This is a genomic window from Mycobacterium sp. SMC-11, from assembly GCF_046250095.1.
In the GTDB taxonomy this organism is placed as follows: Bacteria; Actinomycetota; Actinomycetes; order Mycobacteriales; family Mycobacteriaceae; genus Mycobacterium; species Mycobacterium heraklionense_A.
This window is the reverse complement of record NZ_CP176430.1, coordinates 1,171,213-1,188,638: the sequence shown is the minus strand read 5'-3', so window position 1 is coordinate 1,188,638 and position 17,426 is coordinate 1,171,213. Positions and strand designations below refer to the sequence as shown.

At 67.7% G+C, this 17,426-nt stretch carries 19 protein-coding genes; 6 read left to right on the top strand and 13 right to left on the bottom strand.

Annotation, left to right across the window (positions count from 1 at the left end):
- Positions 1-2: 2 nt before the first annotated feature.
- From ACKY0X_RS05705 to ACKY0X_RS05695, 3 genes are read right to left on the bottom strand one after another with little or no spacing between them, the layout of a single operon-like run.
- Positions 3-719: a FadR/GntR family transcriptional regulator gene (locus ACKY0X_RS05705; protein WP_409428654.1), complete on the bottom strand. Its 717-nt coding sequence runs from the start codon at positions 717-719 to the stop codon at positions 3-5.
- Between the two features lie 58 nt (positions 720-777).
- Positions 778-2,511, bottom strand: coding sequence for a DUF3556 domain-containing protein (locus ACKY0X_RS05700; RefSeq protein ID WP_409428653.1), 1,734 nt, complete (start codon positions 2,509-2,511; stop codon positions 778-780).
- A gap of 22 nt (positions 2,512-2,533) precedes the next feature.
- Complete coding sequence (locus ACKY0X_RS05695; protein WP_409428652.1) at positions 2,534-3,106, bottom strand: TetR/AcrR family transcriptional regulator; 573 nt, start codon at positions 3,104-3,106, stop codon at positions 2,534-2,536.
- A 180-nt stretch (positions 3,107-3,286) separates the two neighbouring features.
- Between ACKY0X_RS05695 and ACKY0X_RS05690 the strand changes: the two genes are divergently transcribed.
- Positions 3,287-4,507, top strand: coding sequence for a cytochrome P450 (locus tag ACKY0X_RS05690; RefSeq protein ID WP_409428651.1), 1,221 nt, complete (start codon positions 3,287-3,289; stop codon positions 4,505-4,507).
- On the opposite strand, the gene ACKY0X_RS05685 is transcribed toward ACKY0X_RS05690, so the two are convergent.
- The 4 genes from ACKY0X_RS05685 to prpD are packed head-to-tail and all read right to left on the bottom strand — an operon-like array spanning position 4,491 to position 9,214.
- The gene (locus ACKY0X_RS05685) at positions 4,491-5,651 is read right to left on the bottom strand and encodes an acyl-CoA dehydrogenase family protein (protein WP_065039363.1); all 1,161 of its coding nucleotides are present in this window, start codon (positions 5,649-5,651) and stop codon (positions 4,491-4,493) included. The genes ACKY0X_RS05690 and ACKY0X_RS05685 overlap by 17 nt on opposite strands.
- A gap of 28 nt (positions 5,652-5,679) precedes the next feature.
- A complete protein-coding gene (locus ACKY0X_RS05680; protein ID WP_409428650.1) occupies positions 5,680-6,798 on the bottom strand; it encodes a bifunctional 2-methylcitrate synthase/citrate synthase in 1,119 nt (372 codons plus the stop codon).
- Positions 6,795-7,712, bottom strand: a complete 918-nt coding sequence (gene prpB, locus ACKY0X_RS05675; protein ID WP_409428649.1) for a methylisocitrate lyase — start codon at positions 7,710-7,712, stop codon at positions 6,795-6,797. The genes ACKY0X_RS05680 and prpB overlap by 4 nt, the downstream gene beginning before the upstream one ends.
- Positions 7,709-9,214: a 2-methylcitrate dehydratase PrpD gene (prpD, locus tag ACKY0X_RS05670; RefSeq protein WP_409428648.1), complete on the bottom strand. Its 1,506-nt coding sequence runs from the start codon at positions 9,212-9,214 to the stop codon at positions 7,709-7,711. The genes prpB and prpD overlap by 4 nt, the downstream gene beginning before the upstream one ends.
- A gap of 119 nt (positions 9,215-9,333) precedes the next feature.
- Here prpD and ACKY0X_RS05665 point away from each other — a divergent pair, with 119 nt between their 5' ends.
- On the top strand, positions 9,334-10,779 hold the full coding sequence (locus tag ACKY0X_RS05665; RefSeq protein ID WP_409428647.1) for a short-chain fatty acyl-CoA regulator family protein: 1,446 nt from the start codon (positions 9,334-9,336) through the stop codon (positions 10,777-10,779).
- Here ACKY0X_RS05665 and ACKY0X_RS05660 read toward each other — a convergent pair.
- Genes ACKY0X_RS05660 through ACKY0X_RS05650 form a run of 3 tightly spaced genes read right to left on the bottom strand, consistent with a single transcriptional unit; the run spans position 10,743 to position 13,421 of the window.
- Positions 10,743-11,261 carry a DoxX family protein gene (locus ACKY0X_RS05660; protein WP_409428646.1) on the bottom strand — a complete coding sequence of 173 codons (519 nt, stop codon included), beginning with the start codon at positions 11,259-11,261 and terminating at the stop codon, positions 10,743-10,745. The genes ACKY0X_RS05665 and ACKY0X_RS05660 overlap by 37 nt on opposite strands.
- 9 nt (positions 11,262-11,270) lie before the next feature.
- Entirely contained in the window at positions 11,271-12,512 is a 1,242-nt protein-coding gene (locus tag ACKY0X_RS05655; RefSeq protein ID WP_409428645.1) for a DUF1298 domain-containing protein, read from the bottom strand.
- A 15-nt stretch (positions 12,513-12,527) separates the two neighbouring features.
- A complete protein-coding gene (locus ACKY0X_RS05650; protein ID WP_409428644.1) occupies positions 12,528-13,421 on the bottom strand; it encodes an alpha/beta fold hydrolase in 894 nt (297 codons plus the stop codon).
- Positions 13,422-13,492: 71 nt separating this feature from the next.
- Here ACKY0X_RS05650 and ACKY0X_RS05645 point away from each other — a divergent pair, with 71 nt between their 5' ends.
- Positions 13,493-14,344 carry an alpha/beta fold hydrolase gene (locus ACKY0X_RS05645; RefSeq protein ID WP_409428643.1) on the top strand — a complete coding sequence of 284 codons (852 nt, stop codon included), beginning with the start codon at positions 13,493-13,495 and terminating at the stop codon, positions 14,342-14,344.
- Positions 14,345-15,172: an adenylate/guanylate cyclase domain-containing protein gene (locus ACKY0X_RS05640; protein ID WP_409428642.1), complete on the top strand. Its 828-nt coding sequence runs from the start codon at positions 14,345-14,347 to the stop codon at positions 15,170-15,172.
- A 6-nt stretch (positions 15,173-15,178) separates the two neighbouring features.
- On the opposite strand, the gene ACKY0X_RS05635 is transcribed toward ACKY0X_RS05640, so the two are convergent.
- Entirely contained in the window at positions 15,179-15,340 is a 162-nt protein-coding gene (locus tag ACKY0X_RS05635; RefSeq protein ID WP_105294524.1) for a hypothetical protein, read from the bottom strand.
- 11 nt (positions 15,341-15,351) lie between these two features.
- On the opposite strand from ACKY0X_RS05635, the gene ACKY0X_RS05630 reads away from it, so the two are divergent.
- Positions 15,352-16,056, top strand: coding sequence for a guanylate cyclase (locus ACKY0X_RS05630; protein ID WP_192830881.1), 705 nt, complete (start codon positions 15,352-15,354; stop codon positions 16,054-16,056).
- 54 nt (positions 16,057-16,110) lie between these two features.
- Here the strand turns inward: ACKY0X_RS05630 and ACKY0X_RS05625 are convergent, their stop codons facing one another.
- Both ACKY0X_RS05625 and ACKY0X_RS05620 read right to left on the bottom strand, forming a co-directional pair.
- Complete coding sequence (locus ACKY0X_RS05625) at positions 16,111-16,431, bottom strand: putative quinol monooxygenase (protein WP_409428641.1); 321 nt, start codon at positions 16,429-16,431, stop codon at positions 16,111-16,113.
- Positions 16,432-16,436: 5 nt separating this feature from the next.
- Positions 16,437-16,949, bottom strand: coding sequence for an OsmC family protein (locus tag ACKY0X_RS05620; protein ID WP_046283855.1), 513 nt, complete (start codon positions 16,947-16,949; stop codon positions 16,437-16,439).
- Positions 16,950-17,051: 102 nt separating this feature from the next.
- Here ACKY0X_RS05620 and ACKY0X_RS05615 point away from each other — a divergent pair, with 102 nt between their 5' ends.
- Positions 17,052-17,405 carry a Fe-S protein gene (locus ACKY0X_RS05615; protein WP_409428640.1) on the top strand — a complete coding sequence of 118 codons (354 nt, stop codon included), beginning with the start codon at positions 17,052-17,054 and terminating at the stop codon, positions 17,403-17,405.
- Positions 17,406-17,426 lie beyond the last annotated feature (21 nt).

Sequence of the window (17,426 nt, the reverse complement as noted above, 5' to 3'; positions counted from 1 at the left end):
GGCTACTCCTCTCCCTCGCCGCCGGCCTGGCAGGCCGTGACGAACCGGGTCAGCAATTCGTCGGCGAGGCGGTACGCCGCGCCCTCGTCGGCGGCGGCGATCGCGGCGGCAAGGTCGATGTGGGAGCGGCGATCGGCGAACTCGGCGGCGCCCAGCGCGTAGATGGCGTCGCGGCCGATCTCGTCGTAGGCGGCGACCAAGGTGTTGAGCGCCAGCCGATAAGCAATATTGCCGGAGGCGTCAATTATGGCAATCCAGAACACCAGGTCGGCGTCGCTGACCGCCGCGAGGTCCCCGGAGATCGGGTAGTCCGCGGCGGCCGCGGTGATCGCGGCGCGCTGGTCCTCCGAGGCGTTCCGGGCGCAGAGTCGTGCGGCGTCCGCGGCGATCGAGCGGCGCATCACCGCCACGTCGCCGATGATCTGGCGTGCCGGAATCGCCCCGGCGACAGCCAATCCGGTCAACGCGTCCAGGCCGGCACTTTCCCGCCAGTCCAGCACCCGCGTCTTCCCGCCGTGGCTGATCCGGACCAGTCCCGCCTGCTGCAGCCGCTTGAGCGCTTCACGGACGGCGTGCCGGTTGACCTGCAGGGTCAGCGCCAGTTCGCGTTCCGAGGGAAGCGGCTCACCGGCAGGCAGGCGTCCGGTCAGGATCTCTTCGACAAGCCGCACGAAGATCGTGTCGGAGAGTGCGGTGCGGGAGATGGGCGCCAGATCCATGGTCTACATGGTCAGGCACCCAACCTCACTGGTCAACTGGTTGTACCAGTTATCTGGATCACACCGTGGCGGCGCCATCGACGTACACCGGCAGGTCGTCCTGCCAGGGCTGGCGCTCCAGCATGTCGGCCACCTTGACGTGGCCGCGCTCAAACTCACCGGTGGCGGCGTCCACCAGCCGGTAGGCCTGGGTCTGCCGATGGATCGGCTGCGCATCGAGAATCACCACCCGCACCTCCCCCGGCTCGAATCCGCAGCGCTGTTGCAGCGCCTCGATCAGTTGCTCATTGGTCATGTGGCCATCACCGAAGTTCCAGCCGATGGCCGTCGAACAGATCCGCTCGCCGTCGGTCAGCGAGTAGTCGCTCTCGTCGCCATCAGCCATCGCTCGGTGCGCCAGGCTGAACAGCGCTCGCCCGTGAGTGTTGAAGCCGCGGAACGCATATCCCATGTAGATCGGGATCTGCGCGGCCTCGGCGCTGCCGTAGAACCGTTCCAGCTGGGCGGCGGGCATGCTGGCGATCGCGACGATCCCGCGCGCGAACTTCTCCTCGGCCGACGGCTTCAGGCACCACAGCGTGGTGTCCCAATTGCCGGCGTAGTACCGCATGCCGGGCAGGAAGGAAACCTTGTGCGGGAAGAGGTTGCCCACCACCACCGTGCCCGCGCTGACGGCGAACAGCAGCGCCACCGCCAGCGGGTTGTTGAGGTCGGACAGCCCGAGATCGGCGTGTGCAACGAACAGCGACAGCACCCCGAAGATCATGAAGACGTTCCATTCCAGCGGCACCCCCATCGGGATCGCCGCCAGGATGCCCAGGTGGAAACAGACCATGACGAAGGCGGCGATCGCGGTAGGCAGACCGCCGTGGCAGAAGAACAGCGGCAGTGGCACCAGCATCTCGATCGCCGTGCTCACATGCGCCAGCGCCTTGGACGGACCACCGGGGCGCAGGTCTTCGGGAAAGTTCTTGAAGAAGGCACGTTTGAGCGCCTTCGGCCGGATGAGCGGGTTGTTGCTCATCATCGTCGAGATGACGAACGGGAAATGGTGGTTGAGCTTTGAGGTCGCCGCGCCCATCCAGATCACCATGAAGATCGCCTTGGCCGCGATGATCATGTCGACCCCGGTGAACAGGAACGCCGCCGCCAGCGGGGCGTAGACCTCTCCGCGGGCCGCCAGGAAGATCACCTTGTCGCGCAACCCGATCGCGGCCAGGATTCCCAGAATCGTCAGGATCTGCCAGTGCGGCAGCACCCCGACTTCGGTGTGCAGCGCGGCGATGGGGCCGGTGCCGTCGGAGACCAACGCGACCACCAACATCACCAGTAGCGCCGCATACAGGGCGGCGTCCACCGGGGTGCGGCCGGTTCCGCTGGTCAGCGGAATGCGCCGCGGCCACGGGGGCAGTCGGATGGTGCCCGGCCGCAACCAGTACAGGATCGATCCCATCGGCGGGAAGAAGCGGTTGTTGAGCGGGCCGAAGCCGCAGCCCAGGCCGATCACCTCGAACAGCATCGTGTAGAGCACGACCTTCTCGAAGACGATCGGTTCGCTCCACCACTGCCGCACTTGCGCGAAGCCGTCGATGCCGGCGGTGCTCAGCGCAAACAACCAGGCGCCCAGGATGTAGAGGCCGATCTTGAGCACGTAGAACAGGTGCAGCACCACCGGCGTGCCGAAACCCACCTCGGCCCAGTGCCGGGCCATCGGCCGGATCTTCTCGCTGCGCGTGCCCTTGCTCCATTCGGCGAAGTCGACAACGGGCAGTTCAGGTTTGAGAAATCCCATGACGGCCAGACTAGAACGTGTTCTAGGTCTGCGCGGCGAAACCGTCCCCCATGAAGGCGGGGGCCACGAAGCGCTCCAGAATCTGCTGCTCGGCCGCGGCGTCCTCGATTGGCCAACACAACAGCGACAGCACCACCCGCACGACCCACTGCGCGGCCTGTCGATCGTCTTCGCTGAGGCCACCGAGGTCGCGGGCGAAACCGGCGACCATGGGCGATGCGGCCAGTCGGGTCATCTCCTGCGCGCCGCGCACCGAGCCGACCATCGGTTGGACGAGCGGATCCGAGCGGATCCGTTGCAGTGCCGCCGCTATCGCGGCCACCACCCGATCGGCACCGCTGCGCCCGGCGACCGCCTGCCGCACAGTGTCCACAATGCGCGCGGCCGCCCGGGCCAGAACGGCGTCGCGAATCTCGGCCTTGCCGCCGGCGTGCCGATAGATGGTGGCGCGCGAGCAATGCACCCGGGCGGCCAAGACGTCGATGTCGAGGGCATCGATCCCGTCGCGAATCACCAGATCCAGCGCGGCGGTGTAGATGCGTTCGGCGCCGGCGGCACGGCGGTCCTCTCCCACCAGCCAGTCATGCCCCGTCATCGCAAGCTCCCTCCGCGTGGAAACTTTATCTCAGCCTGAGACAAAAGTAGGCGGAATTCTCACCGTGTCTGCAGGTCCGCGACGCGCTCTGAGACAATCCCCGGCGCTCGGGTCCATCGGAGGCTTTCAACTTTGCGTAGCGCATTGACGCAGGTAGCACGCCCTGAGCAGCCTAGAGCCATGCCAGTGGAGACAGACCAGATCGGCCTGCGCCTGTTCGACGACGCGTGCATTCAAGACCCGTACCCGTTGTATGCGCGGATGCTCGCGCAAGCGCCCGTCCATCCGGTCGGCGACTCGGGGTTCTATGCGGTGTGCGGCTGGGATGCGGTCACCGAAGCCGTCGCGCGGCCGGAGGACTTCTCCTCAAACCTGACCGGGACGATGCTCTATCAACCCGACGGCACGGTGGCCACGTTCCCGATGCCCGGACTCGGCGACCCCACCCATGTGCTGGCCACCGCCGACGACCCGGCGCACGCCGCGCACCGCAAGATGCTGGTACCGCAACTGGCGGCCAAACGCATTCGCGCGCTGGAGCCCTTCATCTCCGAGACGATGGACCAGCTATGGCAAGACGGGGTCCGCGACGGACACATCGAGTGGATGAGCGCCGTCGCCAACCGGCTGCCGATGATGATCGTGGCACGGCTGATCGGTGTGCCCGACGAGGACGTGGATCAGCTGACGGCATGGGGCTACGCCGGCACCCAAGTGGTGGAGGGGCTGGTCGACGCCGACCAGCTCGCCAGCGCGGGGGTCGCCGTGATGGAGCTCGCGGGCTACATCAACGACCACTTCGCGCGGGCTGCGCTCGATCCCCGCGACAACCTGCTCGGCGATCTGGCCACCGCCTGCGCCACCGGCGCACTCGACACCCTCACCGCCCAGGTCATGATGATCACCCTGTTCAGCGCCGGCGGTGAATCGACGGCATCGCTGATCGGGTCCGCTGCTTGGACGTTGGCAACGCGCCCGGAGATCCAGCGTCGGATCCGTGAGTCACCGGAGCTGTTGGGCCCCTTCCTCGAAGAGGTGTTGCGGTGCGAGTCGCCGTTCCGCGGCCACTACCGCCACGTCCGCCGCGACACCAGCCTCGGCGGGGTGACCGTGCCGGCTGGATCCCGGCTGCTGTTGCTGTGGGGCGCGGCCAACCGGGACCCGTCGCGCTACGGCGAGCCGAACGAATTTCGCTTAGACCGCCCGCCGCAAAGCCACCTGGCCTTCGGAAAAGGCGCGCACTTCTGCGTCGGCGCCGCCCTGGCACGGCTGGAGGCCAGGATCGTGATCGGCGAGCTGCTGGCACGCACATCGCAGTTCGGCGTCGCCGAGGCCGGCCGATGGCTGCCCAGCCTGCTGGTGCGCCGACTCGAGCGCCTGGAGCTCACAGCGACCGGCTGATGATCTCTTTCATGATCTCGCTGGTGCCGCCGTAGATCCGGTTCACCCGCGAACCGGTGTACATGTTGGCGATCGGGTATTCGGCCATGTAGCCGTAGCCGCCGAAGATCTGCAGGCACTTGTCGACGATCTGATCGGATTTCTCGGCGGCGAACAGCTTGGCCATCGACGCGGTCATCGGGTCGTTTTTGCCTCCGACGTACTGGCTGATCGCATAGTCGACCAGGGTCTTGATCGCGAGCGTGTCCGTCTTGCATTCGGCCAGCACGAATTTGGTGTGCTGAAAGTTGCCGATGGGCCGGCCGAACGCCTCACGTTCCTTGGAGTAACGGATGGCTTCCAGCACGGCCGCCTCGGCCAGCGCCGCGCACAGCGTCCCGATGATCAGCCGCTCCCGGGCCAGCTGGTCCATCAGCTGGTAGAAGCCCAGACCTTCCTTCTCCCCGAGCAGGTTGGCGACCGGAACCCGCATATCGGTGAAGAACAGCTCGCGGGTGTCCTGGCCGTGCTGGCCGATCTTCTGCAGCACCCGGCCGCGTTCGAAACCGGCCAATCCGTTGGTCTCGGCGACGATCAGCGACACCCCGGCCGCCCCCTGGGACGGGTCGGTCTTGGCGACGATTACCAGCAGATCGCAGTGGGTCCCGTTGGAGATGAACGTCTTCGAGCCGTTGATGACGTAGTGGTCGCCGTCGCGCACCGCGGTGGTGCGCACCGACTGCAGATCCGAGCCGGTGCCCGGCTCGGTCATCGCGATCGCCAGCACGGCCTCGCCGCTGATGACCTTGGGCAGCCAGCGCTTGCGCTGCTCGTCGTTGCCGTAGGCGTAGAGGTAGTGCGCCACGATCGGCGAATGCACCGAGAAGCCGAAGCCCTGGTCATGGGCGTAGACGAGTTCTTCCTGGACCACCGCGTGCATGGCGTAGTCGCCGCCGGCTCCGCCGAACTCCTCGGGCAGATCCAGCCCCAGCAACCCGGCGTCACCGGCCTTGTTCCAGAATTCGCGGTCCACCCCATGTTGGGCGGCCCAGCGCTCCTGGTGCGGGGTGGCCTCCTTGCGCAGGAACTCCGCGGCGTGCTTGCGCAGTTCGCGGTGCTGGTCGGTCTCCCAGAGCGGGCGGTAATCGGGGAACAGTTGCGACATTCCCGGATGGTAGCCCGCCGGCCGAACCTCAGACCGCGCCGAGGACGCGCTGCGGGCTTCCCGAATAGGCACTCAGCGGACGGATCAGCGCGTTGGACGCGGTCTGTTCGATGATGTGCGCGGTCCATCCGGTGATTCGGCTCATCACGAACAGCGGGGTGAACATCGGGATGTCGAAGCCCATCAGGTAGTAGGCCGGCCCGGTCGGGAAGTCCAGGTTGGGCAAGATCGCGGTGGCGGCGAACATCTCGGCCTCCAGGATGCGGTAGATGTCCAACCAGCGCTGGCCGTCGCGCGCGGCCGCGACTTGCTCCAGTGCCGCCTTCATGGTCGGCACCCGCGAGTCGCCGTGCTTGTACACCCGGTGACCGAACCCCATCACCTTGTCCTTGCGAGACAGCTTGCCGTGCAGCCACTCTGCGGCCTTCTCTGGTTCACCGATCTCGATCATGTCGTGCATGACCGCCTCGTTGGCCCCGCCGTGCAGCGAGCCCTTGAGCGCGCCGATGGCCGCGGTGACAGCACTGTAGATGTCGGACTGGGTGGAGGTGACCACCCGTGCGGCGAAGGTGGACGCGTTGAAGCTGTGCTCGGCGTAGAGCGTCATGGATTTCTCGAAGGCCTCCACGATCACCGGGTCAGGCACCTCGCCGAAGCACATCCGCAGGAAGTTCTCGGAGTAGCCGAGGTGGCTGTGCGGTGCGATCGGCGCCAGGCCCCGGCGGCGGCGCATGTCGGCGGCGACGATGGTCGGCAGCACCGCGAACATCCGCAGCGCCTTGGCGAAGTTCGCCGACTCGCTAGGGTCGTCCTCTTCCGCGTCCTCGGCGCCCAGGTAGCTGATCGCGGTGCGCACCACGTCCATCGGATGGCAGTTCTCCGGGAGCTTTTCCACCAGCGACAGCAGCGACCGGTCCACCCGTCGGGCGGCCCGCTCCCGCTGGCAGAACAACGCCAGCTCGGCGTCGGTCGGCAGCTCACCGTGCCAGAGCAGGTACGCGACCTGCTCAAAGCTGCAGTTGGCGGCCAGGTCCTGTACCGGGTAGCCGCGGTAGGTCAGCGAGTTGGTCTCCGGCACCACTTTGGAGATGGCGGTGGTGTCGACGACGACGCCGGCGAGTCCCTTGTGAATGTCCGCGGTGGTCACCGTCTGCCTCCTTGAATGGTGAAGTTGAAGATGTCGTCGTCGAACTGGTTGTACTCGGCGTAGCGCAGCAGCTCGTAGAGCCGACTGCGGTGCTGCATCTGGCCCAGCAGCCCGGATTGCGTTCCGGCCGTGTCGATCTCGCGCAGTCCTACTTCGACGGCGAACATCGCCAGCCGCAGCGTGGTGACCGGATAGATCACTGCGTTGTAGCCGAGGTCGGACAGTTGCGCGGCGGTCAGCAGCTCCGATTTGCCGAACTCGGTCATGTTGGCCAGCAGCGGCACGTCGACTGCAGCGCGGAAATGTTCGAAGTCAGCCGGCCCGCGTAGTGCTTCGGTGAAGATCAGGTCGGCTCCGGCGTCTGCGTAGGCCTTCGCGCGATCGATCGCGGCGGGAAGCCCTTCGATGCCGGCGGCATCGGTGCGGGCACAGATGACGAAGTTCGGGTCCCGGCGCGCGGTGACCGCGGCCCGCAGCCGTTTGACCATCTCGCTTGCGGGCACCACGGCCTTGCCGTCGAGGTGTCCGCACCGCTTGGGGTTGACCTGGTCTTCGAGGTGGCACCCGGCCAGCCCGGCGTCTTCGAGCACCGCGATGGTGCGGGCAGCACTCATCGGCTCACCGAAGCCGGTGTCGGCGTCGATCAAGGTCGGCAGGCTGGTGGCGGCCGCGATCTGGGCGCCGCGCCCGGCCACCTCGGTCAGCGTGGTCAGCCCGATGTCCGGCAGCCCCAGGTCGGCCGAGAGCGCCGCACCGGAAACGTAGACGCCCTCGAATCCGATCTCGGCCACCAGCTTGGCGACCAGCGGCGAGAACGCACCCGGGAACCGTTGCAACTGCCCGGAATTCAGGCCCGAGCGAAACGCCGCCCGCTTGTCCGACGGGGCCGCGGCAGCCCCGAGCAGCCCACTCACCGGAAGATCCCGTCGGGAGTCGCCGGCGCCTGGTCCAGTACCGCGGGCTCGACCACGATGTTCAGCCCGCGCAGTTCGGAGCCCGCCAACCCCCCTAGGCCTTCCGCGGCAGCCAGGAACCGCTCCTGCTCGGCGGTGGTCACGATGCCCTCGGCGAGTTCGGTGAACTTGCCGATGTACTGCTTACGCTCGAACGGCCGGGCTCCCAGCGGGTGTGCGTCGGCGATCGCAAGCTCGTCGGTGATCACTTCCCCGCTGGCCATCGTCACCTCGGCGCGGGCACCGAAGGCCTTCTCATTCGGATCGCTCGAGTGATAACGCCGGGTCCACTCCGGGTCCTCGACGGTGGAGATCTTGTGCCACAACGCGATGGTGTCGGGACGGTGGGCACGCTCCGGGGAGTACGACCGCACGTGGTGCCAGCTGCCGTCTTCCAACGCGACGGCGAAGATGTACATCACCGAGTGGTCCAGGGTTTCCCGCGAGGCATCCGGGTCGAACTTCTGCGGGTCGCCCGAGCCGGTGCCGATCACGTAGTGGGTGTGGTGGCTGGTGTGCAGCTTGATGGTGGCCACCTGGCTCAGGTCGCCGATGCGCTCCCGGAGCCTCTTGGCCAGGTCGATCAGCGCCTGGCTCTGGTACTCCGCGGAGTACTCCTTGGTGTAGGTGTCCAAGATGGCGCGCTTGGGCTCGCCGGGGCCGGGCAGCGGCACCTGATAGGTGTGGTCTTTGCCCGACAGCATCCAGGCGATGACACCGTCTTCGCCCTCCCAGATCGGGGCCGGAGCACCTTCGCCGCGCATCGCCCGGTCCACGGCCTCGATGCCGACCTTGCCGGCCCAGGCCGGCGCGTAGGCCTTCCAGCTGGAGATCAAGCCCTTGCGGGATTGGCGAGTCGCGGTGGTCAGGTGCAGCGCCTGGCCGACCGCCTGGTAGATCACCTCGGGGTCCAGCCGCAGCATGGTGCCGATCCCCGCGGCCACCGACGGTCCGAGGTGCGCGACGTGGTCGATCTTGTGCTCATGCAGGCAGATGCCCTTCACCAGGTCGACCTGGATCTCGTACGCCGTGGCCAGGCCGCGGATCAGGTCGGCACCGGAGAGCCCGAGCTGCTGGGCGACCGCTACCAGCGGGGGGATGTTGTCGCCGGGGTGCGAGTACTCCGCGGCCAGGAAGGTGTCGTGGAAGTCCAGTTCGCGCACCGCGGTGCCGTTGGCCCAGGCGGCCCACTCGGCCGAGTAGCTGCCGTCGACACCGAAGACCGTGGCTCCCGGGTTCGAAGGATGCGCCAGGGCCTGGCGACGGGCTACGGTCACCGGCCGGCGCAGCACCGAGGCCGCGCTGACGGCGGCGTTGTCGATGATCCGGTTGATCACCATTGCCGCGGTGTCGTCGGGAACCGCCACCGGATCGGCGGCCACTTGCGCGATCTTCCAGGCGAGGTGCTCGGAGCGAGGAAAGTCATCGGCACTGCGGCGGGTCTTCACGTCGTGTAGCTGCATATTCCACACCCTACGCACGGCAGGTAAACCCCGGTATGCATGGAAAATGCGTATTAATGCGTCCTAGTTCGGCCGTTATTGCAAACTTTGCGAATAGGTCGACGGGTTACGCTCACCCCATGGCTCCCACCACCACCCGGACGTTCGCCGGGGCCCGGCTGCGACGCCTGCGTGAGGAGCGTGGCCTGACCCAGGTGGCCCTGGCACGCGCGCTGAACCTGTCGACCAGCTACGTCAACCAGCTCGAGAACGACCAGCGGCCGATCACCGTGCCGGTGCTGCTGGCGCTCACCGACCGGTTCAGCCTGCCCGCGCAGTACTTCTCCGGGGACGCCGACGCCCGGATGGTGGCCGACCTGCGTGACATGTTCACCGCAACGGCCGGCGAACACGCTGCCAGCGACAGCCAGATCGAGGAACTCGTCGCGCGCATGCCCGACATCGGCAACAGCCTGCTGACCATGCACCGCCAACTACGCGGGGCCACCGAGGAATTGGAGTCCTACCGGTCACAGATCTCGGGCGACTCGGCGCAGACTGTGGCGCGGCCGATGCCGTTCGAGGAGGTCCGCGATTTCTTCTACGACCGCAACAACTACATCGGTGAACTCGACAACGCCGCCGAGAGACTGTTCGTCGAGACCGGGATGCGCTTCGGCGGCTTGGATATTCAACTGTCGGCGCTGATGGCCGAACGATTCGACATCACCGTGGCGATCGTCGACGACCTGCCCGCCGGAACCAAACGGGTCTTCGACCCGGCGACGCGGGTGCTGCGCATCGCGCATTGGTTGCTGGCCGGCCAGCGGGCCTTCCAGATCGCCACCCAACTGGCACTGCTGACCCAGCAGGAGCTGATGTCGGAGATCGTGGCGCAAGACCAGTCGTTGAGTCCGGAGTCCCGCGGGGTGGCCAAGATCGGGCTGGCCAACTACTTCGCCGGCGCGTTCCTATTGCCGTATCGGCAGTTTCAGCGTTCCGCCACCGATCTGCGCTACGACATCGATCTGTTGGGACGCCGCTTCGAGGTCGGCTTCGAGACGGTGTGCCATCGCCTGTCGACCCTGCAGCAGCCCGGACGTCGCGGGGTGCCGTTCATCTTCGTGCGTACCGACAAGGCGGGAAACATCTCGAAGCGCCAGTCCGCCACCGCGTTTCACTTCAGCCGAGTCGGTGGCAGCTGTCCGCTGTGGGTGGTGCACGACGCGTTCAGTCAACCGGGCCGAATCGTCACCCAGGTGGCGCAGATGCCCGATGGCCGCAAGTACTTCTGGATCGCCACCACCACGCCGCCCGAGGGGCGCGGCTATCTAGGCCAGCACAAGACCTTCGCCGTCGGCTTGGGTTGCGACCTGGCGCATGCCGACAAGCTGGTGTACTCCACCGGCGTCGCCCTGGGTGACGCCGCCACGGTGGTGCCGATCGGAGCGGGTTGCAAGATCTGCGAACGCGAGGCGTGCCCGCAGCGCGCATTCCCCTATCTGGGCCGGCGGGTGGTCGTCGACGAGAACGCCGGCAGCGGACTGCCCTACTCGCCGGTCGCGTTGGTTCCGCCCGGTCGGTAGAACAGTGCCAGCTGACCGATGGCGCCCGCCAGCCCGAGGCCAAGCGAGATCCACAGCCCCGGCCAGCCGTTCTTCCAGCAGTGGCAGAAGATCTGGTGGTCGGCGCTGAGATAGCCGGGCCCGAGCATCGCCACCACGACGGCGCCGGTGGCCAGCACCAGGTTGTACTCCCAGCCGTTGGTCAGCACGAAGAAGCCGTTCGTGCGGTGCACGGTCCACACCGCCACCGCCATCAGGGCCACGAATCCGGCGGCGGCGATCGGGGTCAGCAACCCCACCGCAAGCCCCAGTCCGGCGGCGATCTCGGCGGTGGCCGCCGTCACCGCCTGGAACTTGCCGTACTTCATACCGATGCTTTCGAACCATCCCGCCGTGCCGGGGATTCGTCCTCCACCGAAGAACTTGTTGAACCCGTGCGCCGCCATGGTCAGACCGAGAACCAGGCGCAGGAGCAGCAATGCGACATCAGCAGCAGTGACCATCTGCTCAAACTACAACGCGGCGTCCAGCAATCGCAGATATACCTCGATATCCTCGACCGCCGACTCGGCGGAATGCACGCTCACCACCACGGTGTCTCCGATGCCGTGCACACCGTGGGTCAGTCCCATCGCCGGGGACAGTGCCGGGAACCCTGCAGTCAGCAGTACCGGCACCGCACCGAAGCGCAGATCCGCGGCGCCGCGGTGCACGCTAGAGACCACGGTGTTGCCCGTAACCCGCTCCGGCCGGACGTCGGGGTCGAAATTGGCTACGCCCCAGCGCAGCAGCGCCGCGGGCGTCGCGGCGAAGGCCCGATCGGCCGCCGCCGAAGCCGGGTGTCGGCCGCGAAGCCTGCCCCCGGCGATGTCGACGGCGATCCGCTCGCAACGTGAATCATGGCCCAGGCGCGGGTACAGCCCGACCGGAATATTGCCGAAGTGGTTGTGGGCCTGGCGCTCACCGGCTTTGGCCATCGGTACTTCGGCGCCCAGTTCATCGCAGGGTTCATCGAGATACTCCGACAGCGCCGCCGACACCGCCGACAGCACTGCCACGGTCACGGTCGGCCCGCTCAGTTCCCTGCGCTGCCGCACCAGGGTGCGTACTGTTCGGCCGCCGGCCGGCCGGTTATTGGTGGCCAACACCGGACGGTCGCGCACTGGGGGCGGCAAGAGTCCCGCCGCCGTGTCATCGACTCGGCGGCGGTGGGTGCGCGCCGCGACAACCGCGCGCCACGGCAGGAAGCCCCGGCCCGGTTTCGTCACCCGGGGAACCGGCGCGGCCCGGCCGAACAGCCAGGCGGCCAGCGCGGAAGCCCGCCCGCCGTCGGCGAGGGCATGCGCCACCTGCAGCACCACCACCGTGCCCGCGCCGCGGTGCCCGGGAATGTCGTGCACCGGCGCGAACACGTGCAACCGCCAGGGCGCCACCCGCACGTCGAGCTGGTCGTCGGTCAGGCGCGCGACCGCATCCAGGCAACCAGCCCAACTGTCACCGGGGGCCCGGATCGCGGCTACCGCCTCGCGGGGCTCGGTGAACGGCACCCACCGCGGGTAGCGCAATGCGCCGGCATCGGCGATCCGGATGGAAAGGTCCGGGATCATTCGGGCTCGGTCGAGCACCTCGGCGATCGCGTCGTCGAGATCGGCAGGCACCCCGGCGAAGGCGTACAGCAGAAACTGGTCGCTGGGGATCTTCGCGGACATCCAGTAGAACTGCGCGTCGATCGCCGTCATCGGACGCCCGCGCATCACATCAAACCCTGCTCATCGGGACAGAAAGGGCAGCACCCGATCGGCGACCTCGTCGGGCTGCTCGAGTTGCAGGAAGTGGCCGGCGTTCTCGACGACGGCCACCGCACTGCCCGCAGGCAACGCCGGCTGCACCCACTGTGTGAACCCCGGCGACATGCAGCCATCGGTGCGCCCATGCAGGTACAGGGTCTGCAGGCGTGGGAGCTGCAGCCAGTGCCGGTGCAGCTCGGCGTAGGGATCGGGGGCCCGCAGGCTGCGTAGCGCCCGGTACGGACCGAGCGCGGCACGCCAGCCCTCCGGGGTTCCGATGGCCGCGTCGACGTGCCGCAGATCTTCCTCGGCGGCATACCCGGGCGACCAGCGCCGCCACAACAGTGGCAGCACCCAGGAGGCGGATCGGTCGGGCAGCCACGGCAGTTGGAAGTAGCTGATGTACCAGCTGCGCAGCAGTTGCGCCGGCAGGTAGCCGGCCAGGGTGAGCCGGTCTTTTCCGCGGACCGCGCGCAGCGACGCCGGCGGCGGCACCGACATGATCACCGCCTTGGTGAACGGGCTGTCGGGCAACGCGGCCAGGCCCGTGGCGGCCATCGCGCCCCAGTCATGACCGATCACCACGTCGCGACCGGTCGCGCCGACGGCGGCGTGCACACGCAGTGCGTCGTCCATCAGAGCGCCGATGTGGTAGCTGCCGTCCGAGGGAATCGACGACGGCGCGTAGCCCCGCATGAACGGCGCCACCACATGCCAACCGGCCGCGACCAACTGCGGCGCCAACCGACGCCATCCGTAGGCGGTGTCGGGAAACCCGTGCAGGCACAACGCCACCGGGTCACCCGGTGTCCCCCAACTCAGTGCCTTGAGCGCGACCCCGGGCGTAGACACGTCGATCCACCGCGGTTCAGTCATCACATACCCCCAGACCGGGCCAAGCAGGCGTTTTAGTCCGCCCTGTCGTCCAAACTATCTACCATCTTGAGATGCGCACAGCCCAGACCGTCCAGTACGACGGCGTCGGCGGAGTAACGCTGGTCGCCGACGAGTGGAACCGGGGCGCCACCGAAGCCGCCGAGCATCCGACGATCGTGATGCTGCACGGCGGTGGACAGAATCGGCACTCCTGGCACAAGACCGGCCAGATCCTGGCCGACCGCGGCTACCACGTCGTCGCCCTCGACACCCGCGGCCACGGCGACAGCGACCGCGCACCCCACGCCGACTACGCCATCGAGACGCTCACCGCCGACGCCGTCGCCGTGATCGACGCGATCGGCCGGCCGGTGGCCCTGATCGGGGCCAGCATGGGCGGACTGACCGGCATTCTCGTGGCCGATGAGGCCGGGCCGCAGCGGGTCACCAAGCTGGTGTTGGTCGACGTGGTGCCGCGGTACGAGAAGGACGGCAGCGCCCGGATCCGCGACTTCATGTTCAGCCACATCGACGGCTTCGACTCGCTGGAGCAGGCCGCCGACGCAGTGGCCGCCTACCTGCCGCACCGGGCCAAGCCCCGCAGCCCCGAGGGGCTGAAGAAGAATCTGCGGTTCCGCGACGGCCGCTGGTACTGGCACTGGGATCCGGCGCTGATGACCAAACCCGGCGACGATCCTGCGCTGCGCACCGAGAAGATCGAGGCCGCCGCCATGGGGCTGCAGATCCCGATCCTGCTGATCCGCGGCAAGCTGTCCGACGTGGTCAGCGCCGAGGGTGTCGCGGACTTCCTGTCCAAGGTCCCCGGCGCGCGCCTGGTCGAGTTGTCCGACGCCGGGCACACCGCGGCCGGCGACGACAACGACGCCTTCAGCGCGGCCGTCGTCGAGTTCGTGTCCGGCTGAATGTTCGGGATCGGATGGCTGACGCCGACGCTGCTGGCGGCCGGTGTGCTGGCAGCGGTGGCGCTCACCGAGGCCGTCGCCCTGGCGGTGTTGACCCGACAGTTGCGGACGACTCAAGCCGAGATCGAGGCGCTGCGCGGTCGGGTCGACACCCGCAACCTGTTGCTGGCCGGCGGACGTGAGGCCGTCAAGACGGTGTGGCAGACCGCGAACCTGGTGCGCAAGCAGGGGTTTGGTGCCGCCGTGCGCAGTTCGATCGAAGACCTCGCGGACTGGGCGGAGGTAGAACGGCCCGATCTGGCCCGCCTGACCCCCAACGGGCATGTGGTGGTGCTGTTCACCGACATCGAGGGGTCCACCGCGCTCAACGAGAGGATCGGCGATCGCGCCTGGGTGAAGCTGATCGCCCGGCACGACGAGATGGTGCAACGTCTGGTGACGCAGCACTCCGGGCATGTAGTCAAGAGCCAAGGCGACGGCTTCATGATCGCCTTCGCCCAACCTGATCAAGCGGTGCGCTGCGCCATCGCCATCCAGCACGCGCTGGCTTCGCGACGCGGGCGCAAACCGCAGCACCCGATCCGGGTCCGAATCGGGGTGCACATGGGCCGCTCGGTGCGCCGCGGTGACGACCTGTTCGGACGGAACGTGGCGATGGCCGCTCGGGTGGCCGCGGCCGCCGAGGGCGGCCAGATCCTGATCAGCGGACCGGTACGGGACGCCGTCAAGGAATGCGACGACATCGCCGTCGGCGCCGGCCGCGACGCCGAGTTGAAGGGCTTCGCCGGCACGCACCGCCTCTATGCCGTCGACGTCACCACGGACTGACGGGCGCTACTCCTCGCCGCCGGCCTCGGCCAGCCGCTCGTGCAGCCGCGCGCGGATCTCCTCGGGTGTGTAGGCCCGTCGCCGCCGCTGGTCTCGCACCACCAGCACTCCCCCGGCGGCAACCCCGACCACGCCCGCCAGGCCGATCCATTTCCAGATGCTGCGCACGCTCACACTTTATGGTGCTGAGCGTGGACGAACACACCGTGACCTTGGAGCGGGCGCTGGCTGAAACGCGTACCGGCGACATCTGGCTGTTCCGGGGCCGTTCCGGCCCAGACCGCGCCATCCAAACGCTGTCCAACTCTCCGGTGAACCACGTCGGGATGACGGTGGCCCTTGATGACCTGCCGCCGCTGATCTGGCATGCCGAGCTCGGGGACAAGCTGCATGACTTCTGGACCGGCACCAATCACCGTGGCGTGCAGCTCAACGACGCCCGGGCCGCCGTCGAACAGTGGATGGGCCGCTACGAGCAGCGCTGCTGGTTTCGCCAGCTCAGCGGGACCATCACCCGCAAGCAGGAGAACCACCTGCTGCAGGCGATCGCGCGGATGGACGGAACCGCGTTTCCCACCACCGCGCGGCTGACGGGCCGGTGGCTGCGGGGCCGGCTGCCCACGGCCAGCGACTGGACCCGCGGCATCCCTTTTCTGGACCGCAAAGTCCATGAGATCAGCCAGCGACGCAAGGCCCGCAACAGCAAAGTCGCATTGCAGACCGCCTATTGCGCCGAGACGGTGGCCATCACCTACGAGGAGATGGGGCTGCTGTCGACCGACAAGAATTCGAACTGGTTCGACCCCGGGTCGTTCTGGAGCGGCGACATCCTGCCGTTGACCCCCGGTTATCAGCTGGGCCGGGAGATCGTCGTGGTGCGCTAACTGCGATTTCGGCGCGGTTTCGCCCGCTCAGCGGGAGTTATCGCGCCCAAATCGCTAGACGGTCAGCTCACCCATCACCGACCAGTCCGTCGCGTCGATCTGCTGGCTGATGATCTTCGGCGTCGACACCAGCGCCTGCGGCATGTCGGCCATGGCCTGCTTGAAGTGGTCGCTGTTGACGTGCGCGCCGCCGGCCTCGCCGTCGCGGAAAGCCTCGACGAGCACATACTCGTTCGGGTCCTCCAGGCTGCGCGACCAGTCGAACCACAGGTTGCCCGGCTCGGCGCGGGTAGCCGCGGTGAAGTCGGCCACCAGCTGCGGCCAGCGCTCGGCCCACTCCGGCTTGACCGCGAACTTGACGACGATGAAGATCATCGCCGCTACCCGATTTCCAGCGTGCTGCGCACCGGAGTGACGTTAGTGGTCAAATCCAATACCGGGCAGTGCTTTTCGACCACCTCGTGCAGTTCCCGGTACCGCTCTTCGGTTTCCGGGCCGGTCACGGTGACGACCACCCGCACCTCTTTGAAGCCGGGGCGCACCGAGTCGTCGAGGCCGAAGAACCCGCGTACGTCGAGGTCTCCCTCGGCGCGGCCGGTGATCTCGTCGACCGCGATACCGAGCTTCTCGGCCCAGTACCGCCAGGTGACCACCTGGCAGGACAGCAGCGATCCCAAGTAGTACTCGACCGGGTTGGGGGCGGTGTTCTCACCGCCGAGCGCCGGCGGTTCGTCGACCTCAACGCTGTAGCGGCCCATGGTGATGGTGCTGGCCACCGCGTCGTGCGCGACGGCCGAGGCACGGAACACGACCTGGGAGCCGGCGGGGTCGGCGGCAGCCGGGTCACTGGTGGCGGCGACGACGGCGGCCAGGCGAGTTGTCGAAGAAGTCATGCCGGTAAGGGTAGAGACCCGCCGACAGCTCGGCGAACGACGCGACCATCGGGTCGTCGGAAGGAATACCATTTGCCGCCGCCAGGGGCTAGCCTGAGCGACGTGGAGGTACTACGGCACGTAATAGTTCTGCTGCACATCGTCGGATTCGCGGTGACGTTCGGTGCTTTGATCGCCGAAGCCGCGGCACGGCGCTTCCAGCTCACCCCGGTGATGGACTACGGCGTCGTGCTGTCGTTGCTGACCGGACTGGCGCTGGCCGCGCCCTGGCCTGCCGGCGTGGTGCTCAATTACCCCAAGATCGAGATCAAGCTGGTGATCCTGATCGCCCTCGGTGCCGTGCTGGGCATCGGACGGGCCCGGCAGCGCAAGTCTGGCGGGGAAGCCCCTCGCGCGCTGTTCTACGCCGCAGGCGCCCTGGCCCTGACGGCCGCGGGGCTCGCCGTCATCTGGTAGCCGTCACTTCACGCTGGTTTC